We start from the raw sequence: 20,179 nt of genomic DNA on the forward strand, positions 1-20,179 counted from the left end.
GCCGTCCTGCAATCAGAGGGCCGCCGCTGGGTGCGCCTGAAAAACGCCGACCAGACATCCGCGCGACAGAGGCCGGCAAGCGAGGGTTCGGTAAGCAACTGTAATATTGCTGGTATTTCCCCGGCACCCGGAGGGCGTAATCCACAGCTGAAAGGCAGATCCGCGACCTCAGGCGGGAACGGATTCCCTTGCCTGTGGATTGACGGGCATGGACAGGTTCTTTCTCGCGACGATGATTTCAGCCGTGCTGCTGCTGATTGTGGCCGCCGATCTTCTGGTCAACGGCATAGGGCTGCAGCCGCCGCCGACGCAACTGGCCGACATCGTGCCGGTGCCCGCGCGGCTGGTCAGGTAAGGTTCGGTGTCGCGTCCTGCGGCCGAATGACAATATTCGACGGACACGCGGAACATTTCAGCCCGATCCGGACTTCTGCTCACCGCGCCAGCCAAAACGGCCAGCGCGATCCGGACAGGCTCAGCTCCGCTGTGGTAGGGGGAGCTGAGCCACCTCGGCGCAAACGCGCTAGCGTTTGTCGCCCGCGCAAATGCGCCCGGTGTTTTGCCGCGAAAGCTAGCCCCCGCTCCGATAGACCTGGATATCGAGGTCGCGGATCTTCTTGCGCAGCGTGTTGCGGTTGAGGCCGAGCAGGTCGGCCGCGCGGATCTGGTTGCCGCGCGTCGCTGCGAGTGCGGCCGTGAGCAGCGGCACCTCGATCTCCTTGAGGATGCGGTGATAGAGGCCCGGCGGCGGCATGCCGTTCGGAAAGCCCTGGAAGTGCGAGGACAGATACGCTTCCACGGCGCCGCCGAGATTGTCGACACCCTGCTGGACTGCGGCACCCGGGCTGACCGTGGGCGGCGCCAGCTCGCCGTCGATGACGGAGCCGGTGATGACGTCCTGCGGATAGAGCGCCGCCAAGCGGCGGGCGAGGTTTTCCAGCTCGCGCACGTTGCCGGGCCAGCGGTGCTGCTTCATCCGCTCCAGCGCCAGCGCGTCGAGCTTCTTCGGCGGCAGTCCGTCCTTCTCGGCGAGCGAGAAGAAGTGACGCACCAGATCCGGCAGGTCCTCGATGCGCTCGCGCAGCGGCGGCAGCCGCAGCGGCACGACGTTGAGGCGGAAGAACAGATCCTCGCGGAACAGGCCCTGCTGGATCAGCACGCGCAGATCCTTGTTGGACGCCGCGACGATACGGACATCGGTCTTGATCGGGGTGCGGCCGCCGACGGTGGTGTATTCGCCCTGCTGCAGCACGCGCAGCAGCCGGGTCTGCGCCTCCATCGGCATGTCGCCGATTTCGTCGAGGAACAGCGTGCCGCCCTCGGCCTGCTCGAAGCGGCCGGAAGCGCGGGTGTTGGCGCCGGTGAAGGCGCCGCGCTCATGGCCGAACAGTTCCGATTCTATGAGGTCGCGCGGGATCGCGGCCATGTTGACCGCGACGAACGGGCCGTTGCGGCGCTTGCCGTAATCGTGCAGCGCGCGCGCCACCAGTTCCTTGCCCGTGCCGGACTCGCCCGTGATCATCACGGTGAGGTCGGTCTGCATCAGCCGCGCCAGCACGCGGTAGATTTCCTGCATCGCCGGCGAGCGGCCGACCAGCGGGATCGCCTCCATCTCGGCGTCCTCGTCAGGCGTCGAGACCCGTTCCTTCGGCTCGGCCAGTGCGCGGCCGACGATGGCGATCAGTTCCTTCAGGTCGAAGGGTTTTGGCAGATATTCATAAGCCCCGCGCTCGGAGGCGCGGATCGCGGTCATGAAGGTGTTTTGCGCGCTCATGACGATGACGGGCAGATTCGGCCGCATCTTCTTGATCCGCGGCAACAGATCGAAGGCGTTTTCGTCGGGCATCACCACGTCGGTGATGACGAGATCGCCCTCCCCCTGGCTGACCCAGCGCCACAGTGTGGCGGCGTTGCCGGTGAGCCTGACTTCATAGCCGGCCCGGGAAAGTGCCTGATTGAGAACCGTGCGGATGGCGGTGTCGTCATCAGCAACGAGAATGCTACCTGCGGGCATCGTTAATCCTCATTTTGCCCCCTGTGACGCAGACGACGACTTCCCGGCAGAGCCGTCGCGACTGCTGTGATCGGCATGTTTCACCGATGTGGAATACATCGGCATCAGCACGCGGAAGGTGGTCTTGCGCGGCTGAGATTCGCATTCGATGATGCCCCCGTGATCGCCGACGATCTTGGCGACCAGAGCAAGACCCAGGCCAGAGCCGGTCTGCTTGGTGGTCACGAAGGGATCGAACAGATTGGGCAGAAGATCGTCCGGCACGCCTGGTCCATTGTCCTTCACGCAGAACTCGAGCGGCAGGGATACCCGGGATTTTTGACCGGGGACTGACAGTCGCACGCCGGGGCGGAACGCGGTGGTGAGCTGGATCTCGGCGTCGGGCACGTCGATCAGCGCTTCGGCGGCATTCTTCACCAGATTGAGGAACACCTGGATCAGCTGGTCCTGGTTCGCCAGCACCGGCGGGAGCGAGGGATCGTAGTCCTCGATGAAGCGGATGTTGCGGGCAAAGCCCGACTGCGCCAGCCGCTTCACGTGATCGAGCACGGAATGGATGTTGACGGGCCCGCGCACCACGGGGCGCTCGTCGCCGAACACCTCCATGCGGTCGACCAGCGTCACGATGCGGTCGGCCTCGTCGCAGATCAGCCGCGTCAGCATGCGGTCCTCGGACGAGGCCTGCTGCTCCAAGAGCTGCGCCGCGCCGCGGATGCCCGAGAGCGGATTCTTGATCTCATGCGCGAGCATGGCTGCCAGCGCGATCACCGAGCGCGCGGCGCTGCGATGGGTGAGCTGGCGGTCCATCTTGTCGGCGATGGTGCGCTCCTGCAGCATCACTACGATGTGGCCGGGCCGCTCCGTCAGCGGCGCCACATGCAGGTCGACCTGGCGGTCGCCGCCCATGCGCGGCGTGCCAAGATCGACCTTGTATTCGTTGACCGGCGCGTTCGACGAGCGCACCTGGTCGATCAGCGCCAGCAAGGGGCTGCCGAAGGGCACCAGCTCTTTCAGCGACTGCCGCTTCAGAAACTGCGTCGAGATCTCGAAAAAGGCTTCGGTCGCGATATTGGCGGCGACGATCTTGCCGTCCGGCCCGATCATCAGCACGGGATTGGGAAGTGCATCCAGGATCGCGTCGCTGTCGGACGGGATCGGCCGACGATGTTCAGCAGCTGAGCTCATGCAGCAGCGCTCCATGCGAAGTCGTCGAAGGCATCTTGCAATGACTGGTGGACGAGGCGCGGATCCTCGGAGGTGAGGATCTTCTGGCGCCAGGCTTTCAGCGTCTCCGCCGGCGCGCGGCTGGCATCGGCCGCGACGTCGAGCGCCCAGCCGAGATGCTTGCGCGCATGCTTGAGACCGACGCGCAGGCCATAGAGCGCGCAGACGCCTTCATAAAGCGTGCGGACATAATGCAGCTGTGTCGCGAGCGACGGCGCCATTTCCACCGGCCCGCCATTGAGGCGGCGGCCGATCTGGCCGGGCAGCCAGGGCTGGCCGTTGGCGCCGCGGCCGATCATCACGGCGTCGGCGCCGGAGGCCTCGAGCGCCGCGAGCGCCTTTTCGTAAGTGGTGATGTCGCCGTTGACGATGAGCGGGATAGAGATCGCCTCGCGCACGGCGCGGATCGCGTCCCAATCGGCCTCACCCTTGTAGAACTGGCAGCGGGTGCGACCGTGCACGGTCACGAGCTTGATGCCGGCGGCTTGCGCGCGCCGCGCCAGCTCCGGCGCGTTGCGGGTGCGATCGTCCCAGCCGAGCCGCATCTTCAGCGTCACCGGCACCTTCACCGCCGCGATCGTCGCGTCGATCAAGCTGACGGCATGGTCGAGGTCGCGCATCAGGGCCGAGCCGGACTGGCCGCCGGTGACGTGCCGGGCGGGGCAGCCCATGTTGATGTCGATGATGTCGGCGCCTTCGGCTTCGGCGATCCGGGCGCCTTCGGCCATCCAGTGCGCCTCGCAGCCGGCGAGCTGGACCACGTGCGGCCCGATTCCGGTCGCTTCGCAGCGCAACCGGGACATCCGGTGGCCGTTGGCCAGCTCATCGCTCGCGGTCATCTCGGAGACGACCAGACCGGCCCCGAGCTCGGCGACCAACCGGCGGACGGGCGAGTCAGTCACCCCCGACATCGGCGCCAGGAAGACCGGGGTGGCGACTTCAATATCGCCTATTTTCAACGGCTTAGAGCCGGATATTGCCGGGCCGGTCACGGGGGTCTCGTCAACTCAGCAGCGCCTCATCGCGCTGGCCATGATCTATCTTGCGCACAATTCTTGTGCAGTCAAGCGTCATGCCTACAGTTTAGACAGTTCTGCAAATCTTTCAAGTGCAGTGCAGCAAATTGCTGTTTCCCACAATCCGGGGAAACCCCCTTTTTTTGCGGGCCTGCCGTGCTAGAGGCATGCGGCATCACCCCACTCCCCGACTCTTTCACGAACAACTGAGTATTTGAGTCCTATGGCGAAATCACAGCGCACCGCAGTCGTTCTTGTCGCGGCCGGACGCGGCCTGCGCGCAGGCGCCGGCGGGCCGAAGCAGTATCGGACGATCGGCGGCGTGCCGGTGATCTTCCGCGCCATGGAAGCGTTCAGCCGCCATCCCGATGTGTTCGCGGTGCAGCCGGTGGTGAACCCCGACGACGCTGCGATGTTCACGGCGGCGGTCGCAGGATTGAATCACGAGGCTCCGACCAATGGCGGCGCCACCCGTCAGGCGTCGGTGCTCGCCGGCCTCGAAGCGCTGGCCAGGCACAAGCCGGACATCGTCCTGATCCACGACGCCGCGCGGCCCTTCGTCTCGGCAGGCGTGATCTCGCGCGCGATCGAGGCGGCGAGCCGCACGGGTGCCGCAATCCCTGTCGTTCCCGTCACCGATACGATCAAGGTCACCGGCGCAAGCGGCGATGTCGAGGACACGCCGGACCGCGCCGCCTTGCGAATCGCGCAGACGCCGCAATCCTTTCGCTTCGATGTCATCCTGGAGGCGCATCGTCGCGCCGCAAAGGACGGGCGCAGCGATTTCACCGACGATGCCGCGATTGCCGAATGGGCGGGATTGACGGTTGCAACCTTTGAAGGCGATGTTGCCAATATGAAGCTCACCACTCCCGAGGATTTCGTGCGCGAGGAGGCGCGCCTGGCTGCCCAGCTCGGCGACATCAGGACCGGCACCGGTTACGACGTGCATGCCTTCGGCGAAGGCGATCACGTCATGCTCTGCGGCGTGCGCGTTCCGCACAGCAAGGGTTTTCTCGCCCATTCCGACGGCGATGTCGGCCTGCATGCACTGGTCGACGCCATCCTCGGCGCGCTTGCCGACGGCGACATCGGCTCGCACTTCCCTCCGACCGACCCGAAGTGGAAGGGGGCCTCCTCCGACCAGTTCCTGAAATACGCCATCGAGCGCGTTACGGCGCGCGGCGGCCGCGTCGCCAATCTCGAGGTGACGATGATCTGCGAGCGGCCGAAGATCGGCCCGTTGCGCGATACCATGCGTGCCCGCATCGCCGAGATCTCCGGCGTCGACATCTCCCGCGTCGCGGTGAAGGCGACGACCAGCGAGCGGCTCGGCTTCACCGGCCGCGAGGAAGGCATCGCGGCCACCGCGAGTGCCACCATCCGTCTGCCCTGGAGCCTGTAGATCATGGCCGGCAGCGACGCACGCGCCCTCTCCCGCTCGCTGCTCGACCTCTGCCGGATGCGCAAGCTGACGATCGCGACCGCGGAGTCCTGCACGGGCGGCCTCGTCGCCGGCGCGCTGACCGACATTCCCGGCTCCTCCGACGTCATCGACCGCGGCTTCGTCACCTATTCCAATGACGCCAAGCGCGCGATGCTCGGGGTCGAGGCGAGCACGCTCACCAATTTCGGCGCCGTCAGCAAGGAGACCGCAACTGCGATGGCGGTCGGCGCACTGGAGCGCGCCGATGTCGACCTCGCCGTCGCCATCACCGGCATCGCCGGCCCCGGCGGCGCCACGCCGGGCAAGCCGGTCGGGCTCGTGCACTTTGCCGCGGCCGCGCGCGATGGCCGCATCATCCACCGCGAGCACCGCTTCGGCGCGATCGGCCGCAGCGCCGTACGCGCCCGTTCGGTGGTGGAGGCGCTGCGCATGCTGATGGACCTTGCCCGCGGCCCGCAAGTCCAGGCCAAGCCACAACGCACCGCCGCAAGCCGCCTGCGCCCCCGCGTCACCCGCTCGCCGCGCCGGCATGCGGTCAAGCGCAGAACTCCGCGATCGCCGCGGGGCTGAGGCTCCCGTAGCCCGGATGGAGCGAAGCGCAATCCGGGCTACGAGACCGCACGAACTGAGAGACCGCCTCACGCCGCCGCCAGCAACGCGCTGGCGTGATCGAGGACGCACTGCTTCACCGCACCGGCCTCGGACGGCTTCGCCTTCGCGCTGACCGTCAACTCCAGGATCGGCGCCGCGGGATTGGCGACATCCAGCACCTTGGTGACGGAGACGGCAGGCTGCGCCTGATGGTCGAGGCGCGCGTCCTTGCGCAATTCCTCCAGGATGCGATCGGCCAGCGTATTGGCCGCATTTGCCGGGACCGGAAACGCCACCTTGACCTCGCCAGTGCCGGGATAGGCGCTGTGGTTGACGATCGCCGCACCCCAGACCTGCCCGTTCGGCAACAGGATCTGCGTGTTGTCGGCCGCGACCAGCTCGGTCATGAACAGCGACAGCGATCTCACCTTGCCGGCCTTGCCGGCGACTTCGACTTCGTCGCCGATGTGAAACGGCCGGAACAGCAGCAGCATCACGCCAGCGGCGAGATTGGACAGCGTCCCCTGCAGCGCCAGACCGATGGCCAGCGATGTCGCGCCCAGCACGGCGACGAGGCTCGCGGTCTGGATGCCGAACAGCTGCAGCACGGCGATGCCGACGATCGCCAGCACCCCGTAGCGCGCAAGGCTGCCGACGAACAGGGTGACGAGCGGATCGACACGGTGGGTGACGCTCAGCATGCGCGTGACGAAGCGCTGCATCGCGCCGGACAGATACCAGCCGATCGCGAGCAGCAGAATCGCGTAGATCGCATTCAGCCCATAGAGAACCAGCGAGGCTTTCAGCGTTTCGAAATTGACGGTCATGACGGCTCCAACCGGGACAATCGGTTGAGAACTCGCTGTCGCGCGAAATGATCCCTTCCGGGAACGACGCGAAACCGCATCGCCAGCAGCTATTCCGCCCTCACCGGGCGGCCTGTCGCTGCGGCGTTCGCTCGTTCCGATAGATCACGGGGAGCTTTTGCTCGATCGCCTTCGCGAGGACTGTTCCCGTGGTCCGTCCGAGCTCCTTCGCGATCGTCGTGACCGGCTTGGTGCCCGCGAGCTTCCTCAGCCGGCTGAGGTCTTCCTCGCTCCACGATTGCTTCCAGCGCGCCATCTGTCCTGGTCCCGCTTCACAAGCCCCGCGCCCGATTCGGATGTTAGTTGAGCATCCCATGAAATACACCCCTTGCAGGTGTGCCGTGTGCGGCAAGGGGTGTTCCGTCACGGCCCGGCGCTTTGGCACAAACTGCACTTGTCACCTTCGCGGCCACGCCGCGTCAGCCCCGTGAGCGGACATGACCAGCTGGATTGGTCATGTCTGCCAAGGGCCAGAACCGGACGTGCTGACGTTGAGCGGCACCGAGACTATAGTGGCGTTGCAATCCCTATAGTTTAGTCCGCTCGCAGAGGATTGACTGATGACCCCTATATATTTCGAAGACGCCGAAATTGGTACCGTCAGAAAGGCGGGTCCTTATCTGGTCTCGAAGGAAGAAATTATTCAATTCGCCAAGCAATACGATCCGATACCGCGCCACATCGATGAGGAGGCCGCAGCACGTTCAGTTTTTGGAGGACTAACCGCATCGGGCGCCCACACATTCGCAGTCTTCATCTCGCTTACGCCCAAGCTCCAGCCTCGGCCACTCCATGTCCTCGCCGGAATGGGCTGGGATGAGCTGAGGTTGCCGAACCCGGTACGCCCAGGAGATGAACTTAATCTCGAAGCGATTATCCTGGAGAAGCTGGAATCAAAGTCGAAAGCTGATCGCGGTATCGTGCGCAATCAAATCCGACTACGTAATCAAAGAAACGAAATCGTCTTGCAATGCATCGGCACCATCCTCGTTGCAAGGCAACCGGACGCGAAAGCATCGGCGTAAGCCGTTATACAAGGTGCCGTCGGTTGGTTTCACTCCGATGTCTCTTGCAGGTCATAACCGGACCTCGTGGGCCTGCTGGGCCGAAGTCCTACCCCCGAAGGCGGACGGTTAGCGACCCTTGCGCTGCTGCTTGTGCGCCCACAGCCGGCAGGTTTCGTCCTCGCAAACGCCGCGAGAGCGCACCGTCATGTCTGCTTTTCAAAAAGCACGCAATTCTTGTCGAATCCGATCAGGATCACAAACATGCAGACGCGACCAAACGTCGTCATTCATGTCCGATCTTGCGTCGGAAAATATAGACGCAATAATGTCGCCCTACGTTGTGATCCGGAATCAACCGGACCAGCATTGTGGAGGGCGACGACTGTGTTCGCTCGCGTCGCGGCTTCGGCCGTCATCGTCACTTTGGCCGCCTTTGATGGCGCGGCTGCGCAAACCGCCAACCAACCGCCGGATACCATGGCGGCGCGGGTGGAGGCGTGCACGCCCTGTCACGGCAACAAGGGCGAAGGCACCAGCGACGTCTATTTCCCGCGGCTCGCCGGCAAACCAGCCGGCTATCTCTACAACCAGCTTCTCGCCTTCCGCAGCGGACGACGCAAATACCCGCCGATGAACTATCTGCTGGAATTCCTGCCCGATCCCTATCTGGAAGCGATGGCGGAATATTTTGCCGGCGAGCATCCGCCGCTGCCGCAGCCGGCGCCGAGCGAGGTCAGCAAGGAGGTTCTGGCGCAGGGCGAATTGCTCGCGACCAGCGGCGATGCCGGTCGTAACATACCGGCGTGCGTGAGCTGTCACGGTCCGGGCCTCACCGGCATGCAGCCCGGTATCCCCGGCCTGTTGGGCCTGCGCGCCCCCTATATCAGCGCCCAGCTCGGCGCCTGGCGCTACGGCACCCGCACGGCGAAATCGCCGGACTGCATGCAGCTCGTCGCCGGCCACCTGACCGAGGCCGACGTGACCGCCGTCGCAGCCTGGCTTGCAACGCGGCCAGCCCCTGCCAATCCTGCTCCCGTGCCGAAAGGCACCTACGCGCTGCCGTTCGGCTGCGGCAGCCAGCCCAACTGACGAGGCGGATGATGGGCTCGAAACTGTCGATCGCATTCCTGGCATTCGCCGCGCTCACTGGCGTCGCGCAGGCGCAGGACAAGATCAGCGACAAACCCGGCGACATCATCGCGCGCGGCGAATATCTCGCACGCGCCGGCGATTGCACCGCCTGCCACACCGCGCCCGAGGGACGCCTGTTCGCCGGCGGCCGCGCCATGCCGACCCCGTTCGGCACGCTCTACACCTCCAACATCACGCCCGATCCGGAAACCGGCATCGGCAAATGGACTGCCGACGATTTCTATAAGACCATGCACAGCGGCCGCTTCCCGGACGGTGGGCTGATCTATCCGGCGATGCCGTTCGCCTCCTACACCAAGGTCACGCGCGCCGACAGCGATGCCATCTTCGCCTATCTGCGCTCGATCCCGCCGGTGAACCAGAAGAACAAGCCGCACGAGCTGCGCTTCCCCTATGACAACCGCCAGCTCATCCTCGGCTGGCGCACGCTGTTTTTCCGCGAGGGCGAGTTCAAGCCCGATCCGACCAAGTCGGCCGAATGGAATCGCGGCGCCTATCTGGTCGAGGGCCTCGGCCATTGCGGCATGTGCCATTCGCCGATCAACGCGCTCGGCGGCACCTCGCAATCCGACGCCTTCAAGGGCGGCCTGATCCCGATGCAGAACTGGTACGCGCCCTCGCTCACCTCCAACCGCGAGGCCGGCCTGGGCGACTGGAGCATCAAGGACATCGCCGATCTGCTCCAGACCGGCGTGTCCGCGCGCGGCGTGGTCTACGGCCCGATGGCCGAGGTCGTGCACAACAGCCTGCAATATCTCAGCGACGAAGATACGAAGGCGATGGCCGTCTACCTCAAGGGCATCTCGGAGCCCTCCCCGCCGCCGCCGGCGAGCTCGACGCTGCCGACCACGGAAAGCAGCCTGCTGATCAGTCTCGGCAAGACCGTCTACGACAAGCACTGCGCGAGCTGTCATGGCGCGCAGGGCGAAGGCAAGCCGCCGCACTGGCCGCCGCTCGCCAACAACCAGTCGATCGAGATGCAGTCGGCGGTCAATCCGATCCGCATGGTGCTCAATGGCGGCTATCCGCCCGGCACCAAGGGCAACCCGATGCCGTACGGCATGCCCCCGTTCGCCGGCATCCTCTCCGACAACGAGATCGCCGCCGTCGTCTCCTACATTCGCACCGCCTGGGGCAATCGCGGCACGCCGGTCTCGGCGCGCGAGGCCAACGAGCTGCGCTCCGCACCGCTGAACTGAGAGGCGCCAGAGACCCGTCATGATCAATTCCGATCCGCCGACCAGCCCAGCCGCCGCCGATCAGGCCGTCGAGGAGGTCGTGGCGCAAGGCCCCTCCGGCGCCATCGTGCTCGCGGGCATCGCGACGGCCTGCGTCGTCGCGATGTGGCTCGCCTTCTATCTGTTCGTCTTCCTGCCGCGCGGGCCGCTGCAATGAGCACCGAGGAAACCCATGGACACGGCAGCGCCAGCGCCGAGGTCGCGGCCCGCGTCGAGCGGCGCTGGGCGACCATTGCCGTGGTCATCATCGTGATGATGGCCTTGCTCGCGGCATTCGCCGGCATCCATCGCGCGACCATGCCGCAGCCGCGCGTCGAGACCACCGATCCCTCCCGGATTCATCTGTCCGGCGAGTTCATCGAGAGCAATCTCGGCAGCGTGCTGGAAGCCAACGGCAATGTGACCGTGCGCGCGATCGGCCAGCAATATTCCTTCACGCCGGCTTGCATCGTGGTGCCCGTGGATACCCCGATCACGCTGCGCGCCACCAGCGCCGACGTCGTCCACGGCATCCTGGTCCAGGGCACCAACATCAACACCATGCTGGTGCCGGGCTACGTCTCCGAGCAGCTGATGCGCTTTGCGAGGACCGGCGACTATCTGATGCCCTGCCAGGAGTTCTGCTCCTTCGGCCACGAGGGCATGTGGGGCAAGGTCAGGGTGATCGACAAGACCGAATTCGCCAATCGTGCGAAGGGCGGCGGGAGGCTGAGCTGTGTTGGTCAATAGGAAGCTCATCCTCGCCCATTTCTGGCTGGCCTTCGGCGTGTTCGGCATCGCGCTGACGCTCGGCGCCTGGCAGATGTTCATCCGGAGCCCGATCGGCACCTGGCTGTCCAATCCGGAGCTCTACTACCGCTCGCTGACCGCGCACGGCACGGTGATGGGCTACGTCTTCCCGACGCTGGTCGCGATGGGATTCGGCTATGCCATCAGCGAATCCGCGCTGCAGCAGCGCCTGGTCGGTGTGCGCTGGGCCTGGGCCGGATTCTGGCTGATCGTCGCCGGCAGCATCATGGCGGTGATCCCGATCGCACTGGGGCGCGCCTCGGTGCTCTACACGTTCTATCCGCCGTTGATCGGCAACGTCTTCTACTATCTCGGCGTCGTGCTGGTCGTGGTCGGCTCCTGGATCTGGGTCGCGCTGATGTCGATCAATCTGCGCGTCTGGCGGAAGGCCAATCCCGGCGCGGCCGTGCCACTCGCCATGTTCGCCAATGTCGCGGGCTCCTATCTGTGGGCCTGGACTGCCGTCGGCGCCGCGCTCGAGCTGCTGCTGCAGATCATTCCGGTCGCGGCCGGACTGAAGGCGACGATCGATGCGGGTCTCGCGCGCGTCTTCTTCTCCTGGACGCTGCACGCCATCGTTTATTTCTGGCTGATGCCGACCTACATCGCCTATTACACCATCGTGCCGCGCGCGATCGGCGGGCGGGTCTATTCCGACAGCATGGCGCGGATCTCCTTCATCCTGTTCCTGGTGGTGGCAATGCCGATCGGCATGCACCACACCTTCGCCGATCCGCAAGTCGGCGCCGGCTTCAAGTTCATCCATTCGGCCTTCACCGCGCTGGTCGCGCTGCCGACGCTGCTGACGGTGTTCACGATCTGCGCCTCGGTCGAGATCGCGGCGCGGCTGCGCGGCGGCCGCGGCATGTTCGGCTGGATCAGGACCCTGCCCTGGGACAATCCGATGATGCTGGCGCTGGCCTTCTCCTTCGTCATGCTCGGCTTCGGCGGTGCCGGCGGCCTCATCAACATGAGCTACCAGCTCGACGCCTCGATCCACAACACGCAGTGGATCACCGGCCATTTCCACCTGATCTTCGGCGGCGCCATCGTGATCATGTATTTCGCGATCGCCTACGACCTGTGGCCGCATTTGACGGGGCGCGAGCTGATCGACCTCCGCCTGATCCGCACCCAGCTCTGGCTGTGGTTCATCGGCATGATCGTCACGACCTTCCCGTGGCACTGGGTCGGAATTCTCGGCATGCCGCGCCGCATGGCCTATTTCGACTTCGGCGATCCCGCCATCGCGCCGCAGGCGCTCTCCGTCACGCTTTCCGCGATCGGCGGCTTCATCCTGCTGACCTCAGGCATCCTGTTCCTGGTCGTCCTCGCCCGCGGCATGCGCGCGCCTCAGGCTGACGCGGGGCCCTATCGCTTTGCGGTGGCCGTGCATCAGCCCGTGACCGTGCCGGTTGCGCTCAACACCCATGCTTTGTGGGTGGCGCTGATGATCGCGCTGACCCTCACCAATTACGGCTATCCGATCCTGACGCTCGCGCTGACCGAGGGCACGTCGGTGCCGGCCGTCTATGTGGGGGCGCAGTGATGAGCGCACGCGACCTCTTCACCTTCAACAACCCGCATTTTACGCGCGGCGTCGGCATCACTGCTGCGATCCTGGTCGTGACGGCGATCGTCGGCTTCATCGTGCTGCCGTTCGCCCAGCCCTGGGTCCAGTTCGCCAATGTCTGGGATGCGATCTGCAGCGCCGCCGGCGTGCCGCAGCGCGCCGCTTCCATCGCAGCGCCGGCGCAGGACAAGCGTCTGTCCGAGGTCGTGCTGACGTCGAGCACGTTGTCACGCCCGAGCCAGGAGGCGATCGGCCGCGGCGCCACGCTGGCGCAGCGCTGCGCGATCTGCCACGGCCCGACCGGCGTCAGCCGCGCCGACTCACCGAACCTCGCCGGTCAATATGCCGCCGTGATCTACAAGGAGCTGCACGACTTCCGATCGGGCGCGCGCACTAATGCCGTGATGTCGCCGTTTGCCGTCAATCTGACCGACCAGGAGATCGCCGATCTCTCGAATTACTACGCGTACCTGCCGCGGCTGCCGGCCTATCACCCGACGCCGCAACTGCCCAAGCCGAACATCGTCATCTTCGGCGCGCCGATGCGCGGGATCGCGCCGTGCGGCTCCTGCCATGGCAGCCTCGACAACAAGACCGGCAGCCCGTGGCTGGAAGGCCAGTCCGAAGCCTATATGAAGGCGCAGCTCCAGGCTTTCGCGTCGGGCGAGCGGCGCAACGACATCAGCCAGCAGATGCGCAACATCGCCCGCGCGATGACGCCGCAGGAAATCGAGCAGGCCGCGGCGTATTACGCCTCGCAGCCGCCGGATGTGGTGAAGGCGGTGGATTGAGGACAGTCCCGTGCCCCGGACGCAGCGCAGCGCCGCCGGCGATGCGAAGCATCGTCCGGTGTGGTGCGCTGCAGAGCCGGGGCCCATCTCTGTGCATGTTGCCGTGTTGCCTTCTGGGTCCCGGCTCTGCGGAGCAGCGCTGCGCGCTGCACCGCGTCCGGGACACGAGAGCGTGCTCGATGGACGCTACGTCGGCGCCAGCTTCGGCCGGCCGTAGATCGCATCGGCCCGCTTCTCGAACGCCGTCGAGAACCGCGCGAAGGCTGCGTCGAACATCGAGCCCATCAGCATCGCCAGCATGCGGCTCTTGAATTCGTAGGACAGGAAGAAGCCGACGTCGCAGACGCCCTCGCCTTTGGGCTCGAACGTCCAGCGATTTTCGAGGTTGCTGAACGGACCTTGCAGATATTCGACCAGGATTTTCAGATTGGCGCGATCGAGCGTCACGCGGCTGGTGAAGGACTCCTTGACCAGCTTGAACGACACCGTCATGTCCGCGACCAGCACCTCGATGCCGTCGGGCTTCGCCATGCGCTGGCGCACCTTCAGCGCGCTGCACAGCGGCACGAATTCCGGATAGCGCTCGACGTCGGCGACCAGATCGAACATCTCGGATGCGCTGTGATCGACACGGCGCTTGCTCGAAAAACGGGGCATATCTGTTCAGCGGGCGCTAGCTGCCCGTGCGGCCTTCAGTCTCGCAAAATCCTCTCCGGCATGATGCGAGGAGCGGGTGAGCGGGCTCGCCGACACCATCAGGAACCCCTTGGTGTAGGCGACCTTCTCGTAGGACGAAAACTCGTCCGGCGGCACATAGCGCATCACCGCGTGATGCTTGCGGGTCGGCTGCAGGTATTGCCCGATGGTCAGGAAGTCGACGTCGGCCGAGCGCAGATCGTCCATCACCTGCTGCACCTCGTGGCGCTCCTCGCCGAGGCCGACCATGATGCCGGACTTGGTGAAGATGGTGGGGTCGAGTTCCTTGACCCGCTGCAGCAGCCGGATCGAATGGAAGTAGCGCGCGCCCGGCCGCACCGTCAGGTAACGCGACGGCACCGTCTCGAGATTGTGGTTGAACACGTCGGGCCTTGCCGCGACCACCACCTCGAGCGCGCCCTCCTTGCGCAGGAAGTCGGGCGTCAGGATCTCGATCGTGGTCGAGGGACACGCGGCGCGGATGGCGCGGATGGTTTGGGCAAAATGCTCGGCGCCGCCGTCGGCGAGATCGTCGCGGTCGACGGAGGTGATGACGACGTGGGCAAGGCCGAGCTTGGCGACGGCTTCGGCCACGTTCTGCGGCTCGGCGGCATCCAGCGCGTTGGGCAGCCCGGTCTTGACGTTGCAGAAGGCGCAGGCCCGGGTGCAGGTGTCACCCATGATCATGAAGGTCGCGTGCTTCTTGTCCCAGCACTCGCCGATGTTCGGGCAGCCCGCCTCCTCGCACACCGTATGCAGCCCGTTGGCGCGCACGATGTTGCGGGTGTCGGCATAGCCGCGGGTGTTGGGCGCGCGCACGCGGATCCAGTCCGGCTTCGGCGGGGAAGCGGAATCGGGGCGATTCACCTTTTCGGGGTGGCGCGGGCGCAGCGGGTTCGAGATGGTATCGACGATAACGACCATGGGGTGTCCGGTCTGTTCAGGTCCTACCTAGTCGGTCTGGCCCGGCATCGCAACCCGGCTCGCATCACTTCAGGGAACATGGCAGATATGGGCAATATCCTGCTCTGTTCTCAGGCGATTCTCACCTCGAATGGCTCCAGTCTCGAAACCTTCCACACCCCGGCTTGGCAAGGCCCTGAAGCGCGCCTTTTTCAACCGCGACGTCCGCGAGGTCGCACGCGACCTGATCGGGGCCACCATGCTGGTCGACGGCGTCGGCGGGATCATCGTCGAGGTCGAGGCCTATCACCATACCGAACCGGCGGCGCACTCCTACAACGGCCCCACGCCGCGGAACCAGATCATGTTCGGCCCGCCCGGCTATGCCTATGTCTACCGCTCCTACGGCATCCACTGGTGCGTCAACTTCGTCTGTGAGGAGGCAGGCTCGGCCAGCGCCGTGCTGATCCGCGCACTGGAACCGACCCATGGCCTCGCCGCCATGCGCCGCCGCCGTCATCTGCAGGAGGTTCACGCGCTCTGCTCGGGCCCAGGAAAGCTGACTGAGGCGCTCGGCATCACCATCGCGCACAACACCCTGCCGCTGGACCGCCCGCCGATCGCGCTGCATGCGCGGACGGAGGATGTGGAGGTCGTGGCCGGCATCCGGATCGGCATCACCAAGGCGGTCGAGCTGCCCTGGCGCTATGGCGTCAGGGGCTCGAAGTTTCTGAGCAAGCCGTTTCCGAAGTGACGGTCATTCCGGGGCGATGCGCAGCATCGAACCCGGAATCTCGAGATTCTCAGGTGCGCAATCGCACACCGGAGTTCGGCTCTTCGAGCCGCCCCGGAATGACGGCGGGTGGACTTACGACGCCTGCTTCAGCCGCTCCAGCGCCTCGAGCAGCTTGGCTTTGCGCGCCAGCGCCGCCTCGCGCTTTTCGCGCTCCTCCTCGACGACCTCCTCGGCCGCGTTGGCGACGAATTTCTCGTTTGCCAGCTTGGATTCGGCGCGCTTGATGTCGGCATCGGCCTTGCCGATCTCCTTGTCGAGGCGCGTCTGCTCGGCGGCGACGTCGATGACGCCCTTGAGCGGCAAGGCGGCGACCTCGCCGCGCACGAGCAGCTGGACGGCGCCGTCCGGCGCACGGTCGGCGAACGAGATATCCGACAGCCGCGCCATGCGCTTGATGACGTCGGTCCAGCGCGGTGCGCGCTCTTTCGTCTCGGCGGAGGCGCCCGCGAGCACCAGCGCCGTCAGCGTTGCCGGCGGGATGTTCATCTCCGCGCGCACCGAACGGATCTGCGTGACGAGATCGATGACCCAGCCGATCTCGGCTTCAGCCTTGGGATCGGTGAAGTCGGCATGGTCGAAGATCGGCATGACCAGTGCCGGCGAGATCAGCGGATCGGTGGGACCTGCCGCAGCGGCAAGCATCGCGAGCTGCTCCGGCGACGGCTCGGCCGGCTTGAGCGGCCACGGCGCCAATGCGAGCAGACCCTCGCGCTTGGCCGTCACCTCCCACAGCTCCTCGGTGATGAAGGGCATGAAGGGGTGCAGCAGCTTGAGGATCTCGTCGCGCGCCCAGGCGACCATGGCGCGGGTCTCGTCCTTGGCCGGGCTGTCGGGACCGAGCAGCACGGGCTTGGCGAGCTCGACATACCAGTCGCAATAGACGTTCCAGACGAAGCGGTAGATCGCGCCGGCCGCGTCGTTGAAACGGTAGGCCTCGATCGCCTCGGTCACCTCGCGCGTGGTGTGCGCGCTCTCATGCGCGATCCAGCGGTTCAGCGTCTCCTTGGCCTTCGCCGGCTCGAAACCGTCGGGCACGGCACAATGGTTCATCTCGGCGAAGCGCGAGGCGTTCCAGAGCTTGGTCGCGAAATTGCGGTAGCCCTCGACGCGGCTGGTGGCAAGCTTGATGTCGCGGCCCTGCGCCGCCATCGCGGCCAGCGTGAAGCGCAGCGCGTCCGCGCCGTATTCGTCGATCAGGTTGAGCGGGTCGATGACGTTGCCCTTCGACTTCGACATCTTGGCGCCCTTCTCGTCGCGGACGAGGGCGTGGATGTAGATGGTCGAGAACGGCACCTCCTTCATGAAGTGCAGGCCCATCATCATCATGCGGGCGACCCAGAAGAAGATGATGTCGAAGCCGGTCACCAGCGCGTTGGTCGGATAGTAGCGCTGCACCTCGGGTGCGTCTTCGGGCCAGCCGAGCGTCGAGAACGGCCACAGCGCCGAGGAGAACCAGGTGTCGAGCACGTCCTCGTCACGCGTGATGAAGCCCTCGCGCTTGTTGCGGTCGAGCGCCATCTCGCGCCCCTGCTCCGGCGTGATGACCTCCTGCTCGACGTAATAGCCGAGCGCGTGGCTGATCGCCTCCTCCTCGGTCTCGGCGACGAACACCTTGCCGTCGGGACCGTACCAGGCCGGGATCTGATGGCCCCACCACAGCTGGCGCGAGATGCACCAGGGCTGGATGTTCTCCATCCACTCGAAATAGGTCTTTTCCCAGTTCTTCGGCACGAACGAGGTCTCGCCCGAGCGCACCGCCGCGATCGCCGGCTTCGCCATCGTCTTGGCGTCGACATACCACTGGTCGGTCAAATACGGCTCGATCACGCTGTTGGAGCGGTCGCCGTGCGGCACCATGTGGGTGTGCGGCTCGATCCGCTCGACGAAGCCGAACGATTCCAGCCGCTCGACAATGCGCTTGCGCGCGACGAAGCGGTCGACCTTGTTGAACTCCTCGGCGAAATGCGAAGCGCCTTCCGGCAGGTCGCGCAGATAGTCCTCGTTGTCGACGAGATCGAGGCAGCCTTCCTTGTCGAGCACGCTGATGCGGCGCAGGCCGTGGCGGTTGCCGACCTCGAAGTCGTTGAAGTCGTGCGCCGGCGTCACCTTGACCGCGCCCGAGCCCTTCTCGGGGTCGGAGTAGTCGTCGGCGACGATCTTGATCTTGCGGCCGACCAGCGGCAGGACGACGTTCTTGCCGATCAGCTTCAGATAGCGCTCGTCCTCGGGATGCACGGCAACGCCAGTGTCGCCGAGCATGGTCTCGGGGCGCGTGGTAGCGACGACGATGAAGGTCGAGGGATCCTCGGGGTTGAACGTCTTGCCTTCGATCGGATAGCGCAGATACCAGAGGTGACCCTTGACCTCGGTCTGCTGCACCTCGAGATCGGAGATCGCGGTGAGCAGCTTGGTGTCCCAGTTCACCAGCCGCTTGTCCTTGTAGATCAGGCCGTCGCGATGCAGCTCGACAAACACCTTGATGACGGCCTTCGACAGGCCCTCGTCCATGGTGAAGCGCTCGCGCGACCAGTCGCAGGACGCACCGAGCCGCTTGAGCTGGTTGATGATGGTGTCGCCGCTCTCGGCCTTCCACTGCCAGACGCGCTCGAGAAACTTCTCGCGGCCCATCTCACGACGGCCGGGCTGCTGGCGCTCCATCAACTGCCGCTCGACCACCATCTGGGTGGCGATGCCGGCATGGTCGGTGCCGGGCTGCCACAGCACGTCGCGGCCGCGCATGCGCTCGAAGCGGCAGAGAATGTCCTGGAGCGTGTTGTTGAGGGCGTGGCCCATGTGCAGTGAGCCCGTCACGTTCGGCGGCGGGATCACGATGGTAAACGGCGCTGCGTCGCGGCGGTCGGGACGGCCGGCCTTGAAGGCAAGGCTGTCCTCCCACACCACGGACATGCGGGCTTCGATATCGGCGGGCTGGTAATTTTTCTCGATCATGGGCTGCTAGAAAGCCGCGCGAGCGGGTCAAGTCAACGAAAAGGTCGACAGAGGGGCAGCAGAAGGCGCCGCGGCAAATCGGCTTCCCGGCCCGCTCGGAACGGCCAAATCATGATGCTTAAGCGCGGCTTAATGAGGGCCCTCGCCCGAGGCCTACCGGCCGCCGCGCGAGACCCGCTCGATTTCCGCCTTCACGATGCGTTCAACCAGACCCGGAAGGTTGTCGTCGAGCCAGGATTTCAGCATCGGGCGCAGCATCTCCTTGACCAGATCCTCCAGCGTCCGCGCATTGCTGCTGAGCACCGTATGGGCCAGGGAGTTGAAGGCCGATTCGACCGCGGAGACCGTCGATTGCGCCAGGATCGGCTGTTGCGGCGGCAGCGGCGGGGCATCGAAGTCGACCGGCGCAAAGGATGGTGCCGGGCGCGGCGGCGGCGCCTCGGCAAATTCGAGGTCGTCCCGCGGCTCGACCTTGCGGAAGCTCGGCGGCGGCGGAGCCGGTGTCGGCACCGGGTCCATCGCCATCTCGTCGGTCAATTCGAGCACGTCGGGTTCAGGCTCCGGCTCCGGTTCCGGAGCACGCATCTCGGGTGCAGGCGTCGCCGCGTCGAGCCCCGCGAGCAGCGCGTCGATATCGTCCTGGTTGTTCGGTCCGGCATCCGCCGCGGGCGCCGGAGGCGGCGGCGCGGGAGCCGGCTTTGCCGCCGGCGGTGGCGCGGGCTTCTCGGCGGCGGGTTTTGCGGGGGCGACCTTGGAGGGCGGGATGTCGTTCATGGCCTGCGGCTTGGGCGGCGCGGCGGGGGCTGCAGCCTTCTCGGGCTTCGCAGCTTCAGCCGGCGGCGGCTTGGCCTCATCGTCGGCAATGATGCGCCGGATCGAGGCCAGAATCTCCTCCATCGAGGGTTCTGTGACCTTTGCAGGCTGCGTCATCTCCGACTCCACATCATCATCAACGCCCTCGCATGCGTTGTTTTACACCAAGCACGACAGGATTGGCCGGTTCCGCAACGAACGCCCCGACATTTTCGTCGCGGCAGCCCGACTTGTCCCCAGATCACGGCTCAACGTGCGGCGGTGCGCCCCTGCCCTCGGCACTCAAGCTTTACGCACACGACATCGAATGCGGA

Annotated in this window: 21 protein-coding genes; 12 read left to right on the top strand and 9 right to left on the bottom strand. The window is 65.6% G+C overall.

Annotation, left to right across the window (positions count from 1 at the left end; all coding sequences use genetic code 11):
* Positions 1-208 precede the first annotated feature (208 nt).
* Positions 209-355: a hypothetical protein gene (locus JQ617_RS07425; RefSeq protein WP_212025562.1), complete on the top strand. Its 147-nt coding sequence runs from the start codon at positions 209-211 to the stop codon at positions 353-355.
* A 216-nt stretch (positions 356-571) separates the two neighbouring features.
* Here JQ617_RS07425 and ntrC read toward each other — a convergent pair whose 3' ends face one another.
* The 3 genes from ntrC to dusB are packed head-to-tail and all read right to left on the bottom strand — an operon-like array spanning position 572 to position 4,197.
* Positions 572-2,014 (bottom strand): nitrogen regulation protein NR(I), encoded by a 1,443-nt coding sequence (gene ntrC, locus JQ617_RS07430; protein WP_212025564.1) that lies wholly within the window; start codon positions 2,012-2,014, stop codon positions 572-574.
* A gap of 9 nt (positions 2,015-2,023) precedes the next feature.
* Positions 2,024-3,199: a two-component system sensor histidine kinase NtrB gene (locus tag JQ617_RS07435; protein WP_063684848.1), complete on the bottom strand. Its 1,176-nt coding sequence runs from the start codon at positions 3,197-3,199 to the stop codon at positions 2,024-2,026.
* Positions 3,196-4,197, bottom strand: a complete 1,002-nt coding sequence (gene dusB / locus JQ617_RS07440) for a tRNA dihydrouridine synthase DusB (protein ID WP_212025996.1) — start codon at positions 4,195-4,197, stop codon at positions 3,196-3,198. Before dusB ends, JQ617_RS07435 begins: the two co-directional genes overlap by 4 nt.
* On the opposite strand from dusB, the gene JQ617_RS07445 reads away from it, so the two are divergent.
* Genes JQ617_RS07445 through JQ617_RS07455 form a run of 3 tightly spaced genes read left to right on the top strand, consistent with a single transcriptional unit; the run spans position 4,169 to position 6,271 of the window.
* Positions 4,169-4,417, top strand: coding sequence for a hypothetical protein (locus tag JQ617_RS07445; protein ID WP_167358181.1), 249 nt, complete (start codon positions 4,169-4,171; stop codon positions 4,415-4,417). The two genes, dusB and JQ617_RS07445, sit on opposite strands and share 29 nt — an antisense overlap.
* 60 nt (positions 4,418-4,477) lie before the next feature.
* Positions 4,478-5,659, top strand: a complete 1,182-nt coding sequence (locus JQ617_RS07450) for a bifunctional 2-C-methyl-D-erythritol 4-phosphate cytidylyltransferase/2-C-methyl-D-erythritol 2,4-cyclodiphosphate synthase (RefSeq protein WP_212025566.1) — start codon at positions 4,478-4,480, stop codon at positions 5,657-5,659.
* 3 nt (positions 5,660-5,662) lie between these two features.
* Positions 5,663-6,271 carry a CinA family protein gene (locus JQ617_RS07455; RefSeq protein WP_063683560.1) on the top strand — a complete coding sequence of 203 codons (609 nt, stop codon included), beginning with the start codon at positions 5,663-5,665 and terminating at the stop codon, positions 6,269-6,271.
* 68 nt (positions 6,272-6,339) lie between these two features.
* Here the strand turns inward: JQ617_RS07455 and JQ617_RS07460 are convergent, their stop codons facing one another.
* Complete coding sequence (locus JQ617_RS07460; RefSeq protein ID WP_212025568.1) at positions 6,340-7,119, bottom strand: mechanosensitive ion channel family protein; 780 nt, start codon at positions 7,117-7,119, stop codon at positions 6,340-6,342.
* 100 nt (positions 7,120-7,219) lie between these two features.
* Positions 7,220-7,414: a hypothetical protein gene (locus JQ617_RS07465; RefSeq protein WP_212025570.1), complete on the bottom strand. Its 195-nt coding sequence runs from the start codon at positions 7,412-7,414 to the stop codon at positions 7,220-7,222.
* Between the two features lie 304 nt (positions 7,415-7,718).
* On the opposite strand from JQ617_RS07465, the gene JQ617_RS07470 reads away from it, so the two are divergent.
* The 7 genes from JQ617_RS07470 to JQ617_RS07500 all read left to right on the top strand — a co-directional run bounded on the left by JQ617_RS07470 (position 7,719) and on the right by JQ617_RS07500 (position 13,708).
* Positions 7,719-8,183 carry a MaoC/PaaZ C-terminal domain-containing protein gene (locus JQ617_RS07470; protein ID WP_212025572.1) on the top strand — a complete coding sequence of 155 codons (465 nt, stop codon included), beginning with the start codon at positions 7,719-7,721 and terminating at the stop codon, positions 8,181-8,183.
* Between the two features lie 366 nt (positions 8,184-8,549).
* Positions 8,550-9,254 (top strand): c-type cytochrome, encoded by a 705-nt coding sequence (locus JQ617_RS07475; protein ID WP_212025574.1) that lies wholly within the window; start codon positions 8,550-8,552, stop codon positions 9,252-9,254.
* Positions 9,255-9,265: 11 nt separating this feature from the next.
* Positions 9,266-10,516: a cytochrome c gene (locus JQ617_RS07480; protein WP_212025997.1), complete on the top strand. Its 1,251-nt coding sequence runs from the start codon at positions 9,266-9,268 to the stop codon at positions 10,514-10,516.
* A gap of 19 nt (positions 10,517-10,535) precedes the next feature.
* Positions 10,536-10,712 (top strand): hypothetical protein, encoded by a 177-nt coding sequence (locus JQ617_RS07485; RefSeq protein ID WP_018641890.1) that lies wholly within the window; start codon positions 10,536-10,538, stop codon positions 10,710-10,712.
* Positions 10,709-11,284, top strand: coding sequence for a cupredoxin domain-containing protein (locus JQ617_RS07490; protein WP_212025576.1), 576 nt, complete (start codon positions 10,709-10,711; stop codon positions 11,282-11,284). The genes JQ617_RS07485 and JQ617_RS07490 overlap by 4 nt, the downstream gene beginning before the upstream one ends.
* On the top strand, positions 11,271-12,893 hold the full coding sequence (locus JQ617_RS07495) for a b(o/a)3-type cytochrome-c oxidase subunit 1 (protein WP_212025577.1): 1,623 nt from the start codon (positions 11,271-11,273) through the stop codon (positions 12,891-12,893). The genes JQ617_RS07490 and JQ617_RS07495 overlap by 14 nt, the downstream gene beginning before the upstream one ends.
* Positions 12,893-13,708, top strand: a complete 816-nt coding sequence (locus JQ617_RS07500) for a c-type cytochrome (protein ID WP_212025579.1) — start codon at positions 12,893-12,895, stop codon at positions 13,706-13,708. Before JQ617_RS07495 ends, JQ617_RS07500 begins: the two co-directional genes overlap by 1 nt.
* Before the next feature lie 186 nt (positions 13,709-13,894).
* Here the strand turns inward: JQ617_RS07500 and JQ617_RS07505 are convergent, their stop codons facing one another.
* Both JQ617_RS07505 and lipA read right to left on the bottom strand, forming a co-directional pair.
* Positions 13,895-14,365, bottom strand: coding sequence for a type II toxin-antitoxin system RatA family toxin (locus JQ617_RS07505; RefSeq protein ID WP_063683566.1), 471 nt, complete (start codon positions 14,363-14,365; stop codon positions 13,895-13,897).
* A gap of 6 nt (positions 14,366-14,371) precedes the next feature.
* Positions 14,372-15,328, bottom strand: coding sequence for a lipoyl synthase (gene lipA / locus JQ617_RS07510; protein WP_063683567.1), 957 nt, complete (start codon positions 15,326-15,328; stop codon positions 14,372-14,374).
* A gap of 130 nt (positions 15,329-15,458) precedes the next feature.
* Here lipA and JQ617_RS07515 point away from each other — a divergent pair, with 130 nt between their 5' ends.
* Positions 15,459-16,061 (top strand): DNA-3-methyladenine glycosylase, encoded by a 603-nt coding sequence (locus tag JQ617_RS07515; RefSeq protein WP_212025581.1) that lies wholly within the window; start codon positions 15,459-15,461, stop codon positions 16,059-16,061.
* A 114-nt stretch (positions 16,062-16,175) separates the two neighbouring features.
* On the opposite strand, the gene JQ617_RS07520 is transcribed toward JQ617_RS07515, so the two are convergent.
* On the bottom strand, positions 16,176-19,052 hold the full coding sequence (locus JQ617_RS07520) for a valine--tRNA ligase (RefSeq protein ID WP_212025583.1): 2,877 nt from the start codon (positions 19,050-19,052) through the stop codon (positions 16,176-16,178).
* Between the two features lie 153 nt (positions 19,053-19,205).
* Positions 19,206-19,982: a PopZ family protein gene (locus tag JQ617_RS07525; RefSeq protein ID WP_063684852.1), complete on the bottom strand. Its 777-nt coding sequence runs from the start codon at positions 19,980-19,982 to the stop codon at positions 19,206-19,208.
* Between the last annotated feature and the right edge of the window lie 197 nt (positions 19,983-20,179).

It is taken from the genome of Bradyrhizobium sp. KB893862 SZCCT0404, from assembly GCF_018130885.1.
Classification (GTDB): Bacteria; Pseudomonadota; Alphaproteobacteria; order Rhizobiales; family Xanthobacteraceae; genus Bradyrhizobium; species Bradyrhizobium stylosanthis.

Excerpts from the sequence above, each read along its gene's own strand:
- JQ617_RS07500 (WP_212025579.1), top strand. The coding sequence starts at position 12,893 with ATGAGCGCACGCGACCTCTTCACCTTCAACAACCCGCATTTTACGCGC.
- JQ617_RS07515 (WP_212025581.1), top strand. The coding sequence starts at position 15,459 with ATGGCTCCAGTCTCGAAACCTTCCACACCCCGGCTTGGCAAGGCCCTG.
- ntrC (WP_212025564.1), bottom strand. The coding sequence starts at position 2,014 with ATGCCCGCAGGTAGCATTCTCGTTGCTGATGACGACACCGCCATCCGC.
- JQ617_RS07525 (WP_063684852.1), bottom strand. The coding sequence starts at position 19,982 with ATGACGCAGCCTGCAAAGGTCACAGAACCCTCGATGGAGGAGATTCTG.
- lipA (WP_063683567.1), bottom strand. The coding sequence starts at position 15,328 with ATGGTCGTTATCGTCGATACCATCTCGAACCCGCTGCGCCCGCGCCAC.
- JQ617_RS07425 (WP_212025562.1), top strand. The coding sequence starts at position 209 with ATGGACAGGTTCTTTCTCGCGACGATGATTTCAGCCGTGCTGCTGCTG.
- JQ617_RS07455 (WP_063683560.1), top strand. The coding sequence starts at position 5,663 with ATGGCCGGCAGCGACGCACGCGCCCTCTCCCGCTCGCTGCTCGACCTC.
- JQ617_RS07480 (WP_212025997.1), top strand. The coding sequence starts at position 9,266 with ATGGGCTCGAAACTGTCGATCGCATTCCTGGCATTCGCCGCGCTCACT.
- JQ617_RS07505 (WP_063683566.1), bottom strand. The coding sequence starts at position 14,365 with ATGCCCCGTTTTTCGAGCAAGCGCCGTGTCGATCACAGCGCATCCGAG.
- JQ617_RS07435 (WP_063684848.1), bottom strand. The coding sequence starts at position 3,199 with ATGAGCTCAGCTGCTGAACATCGTCGGCCGATCCCGTCCGACAGCGAC.
- JQ617_RS07450 (WP_212025566.1), top strand. The coding sequence starts at position 4,478 with ATGGCGAAATCACAGCGCACCGCAGTCGTTCTTGTCGCGGCCGGACGC.
- JQ617_RS07460 (WP_212025568.1), bottom strand. The coding sequence starts at position 7,119 with ATGACCGTCAATTTCGAAACGCTGAAAGCCTCGCTGGTTCTCTATGGG.
- JQ617_RS07485 (WP_018641890.1), top strand. The coding sequence starts at position 10,536 with ATGATCAATTCCGATCCGCCGACCAGCCCAGCCGCCGCCGATCAGGCC.
- JQ617_RS07470 (WP_212025572.1), top strand. The coding sequence starts at position 7,719 with ATGACCCCTATATATTTCGAAGACGCCGAAATTGGTACCGTCAGAAAG.
- JQ617_RS07465 (WP_212025570.1), bottom strand. The coding sequence starts at position 7,414 with ATGGCGCGCTGGAAGCAATCGTGGAGCGAGGAAGACCTCAGCCGGCTG.
- JQ617_RS07520 (WP_212025583.1), bottom strand. The coding sequence starts at position 19,052 with ATGATCGAGAAAAATTACCAGCCCGCCGATATCGAAGCCCGCATGTCC.
- JQ617_RS07490 (WP_212025576.1), top strand. The coding sequence starts at position 10,709 with ATGAGCACCGAGGAAACCCATGGACACGGCAGCGCCAGCGCCGAGGTC.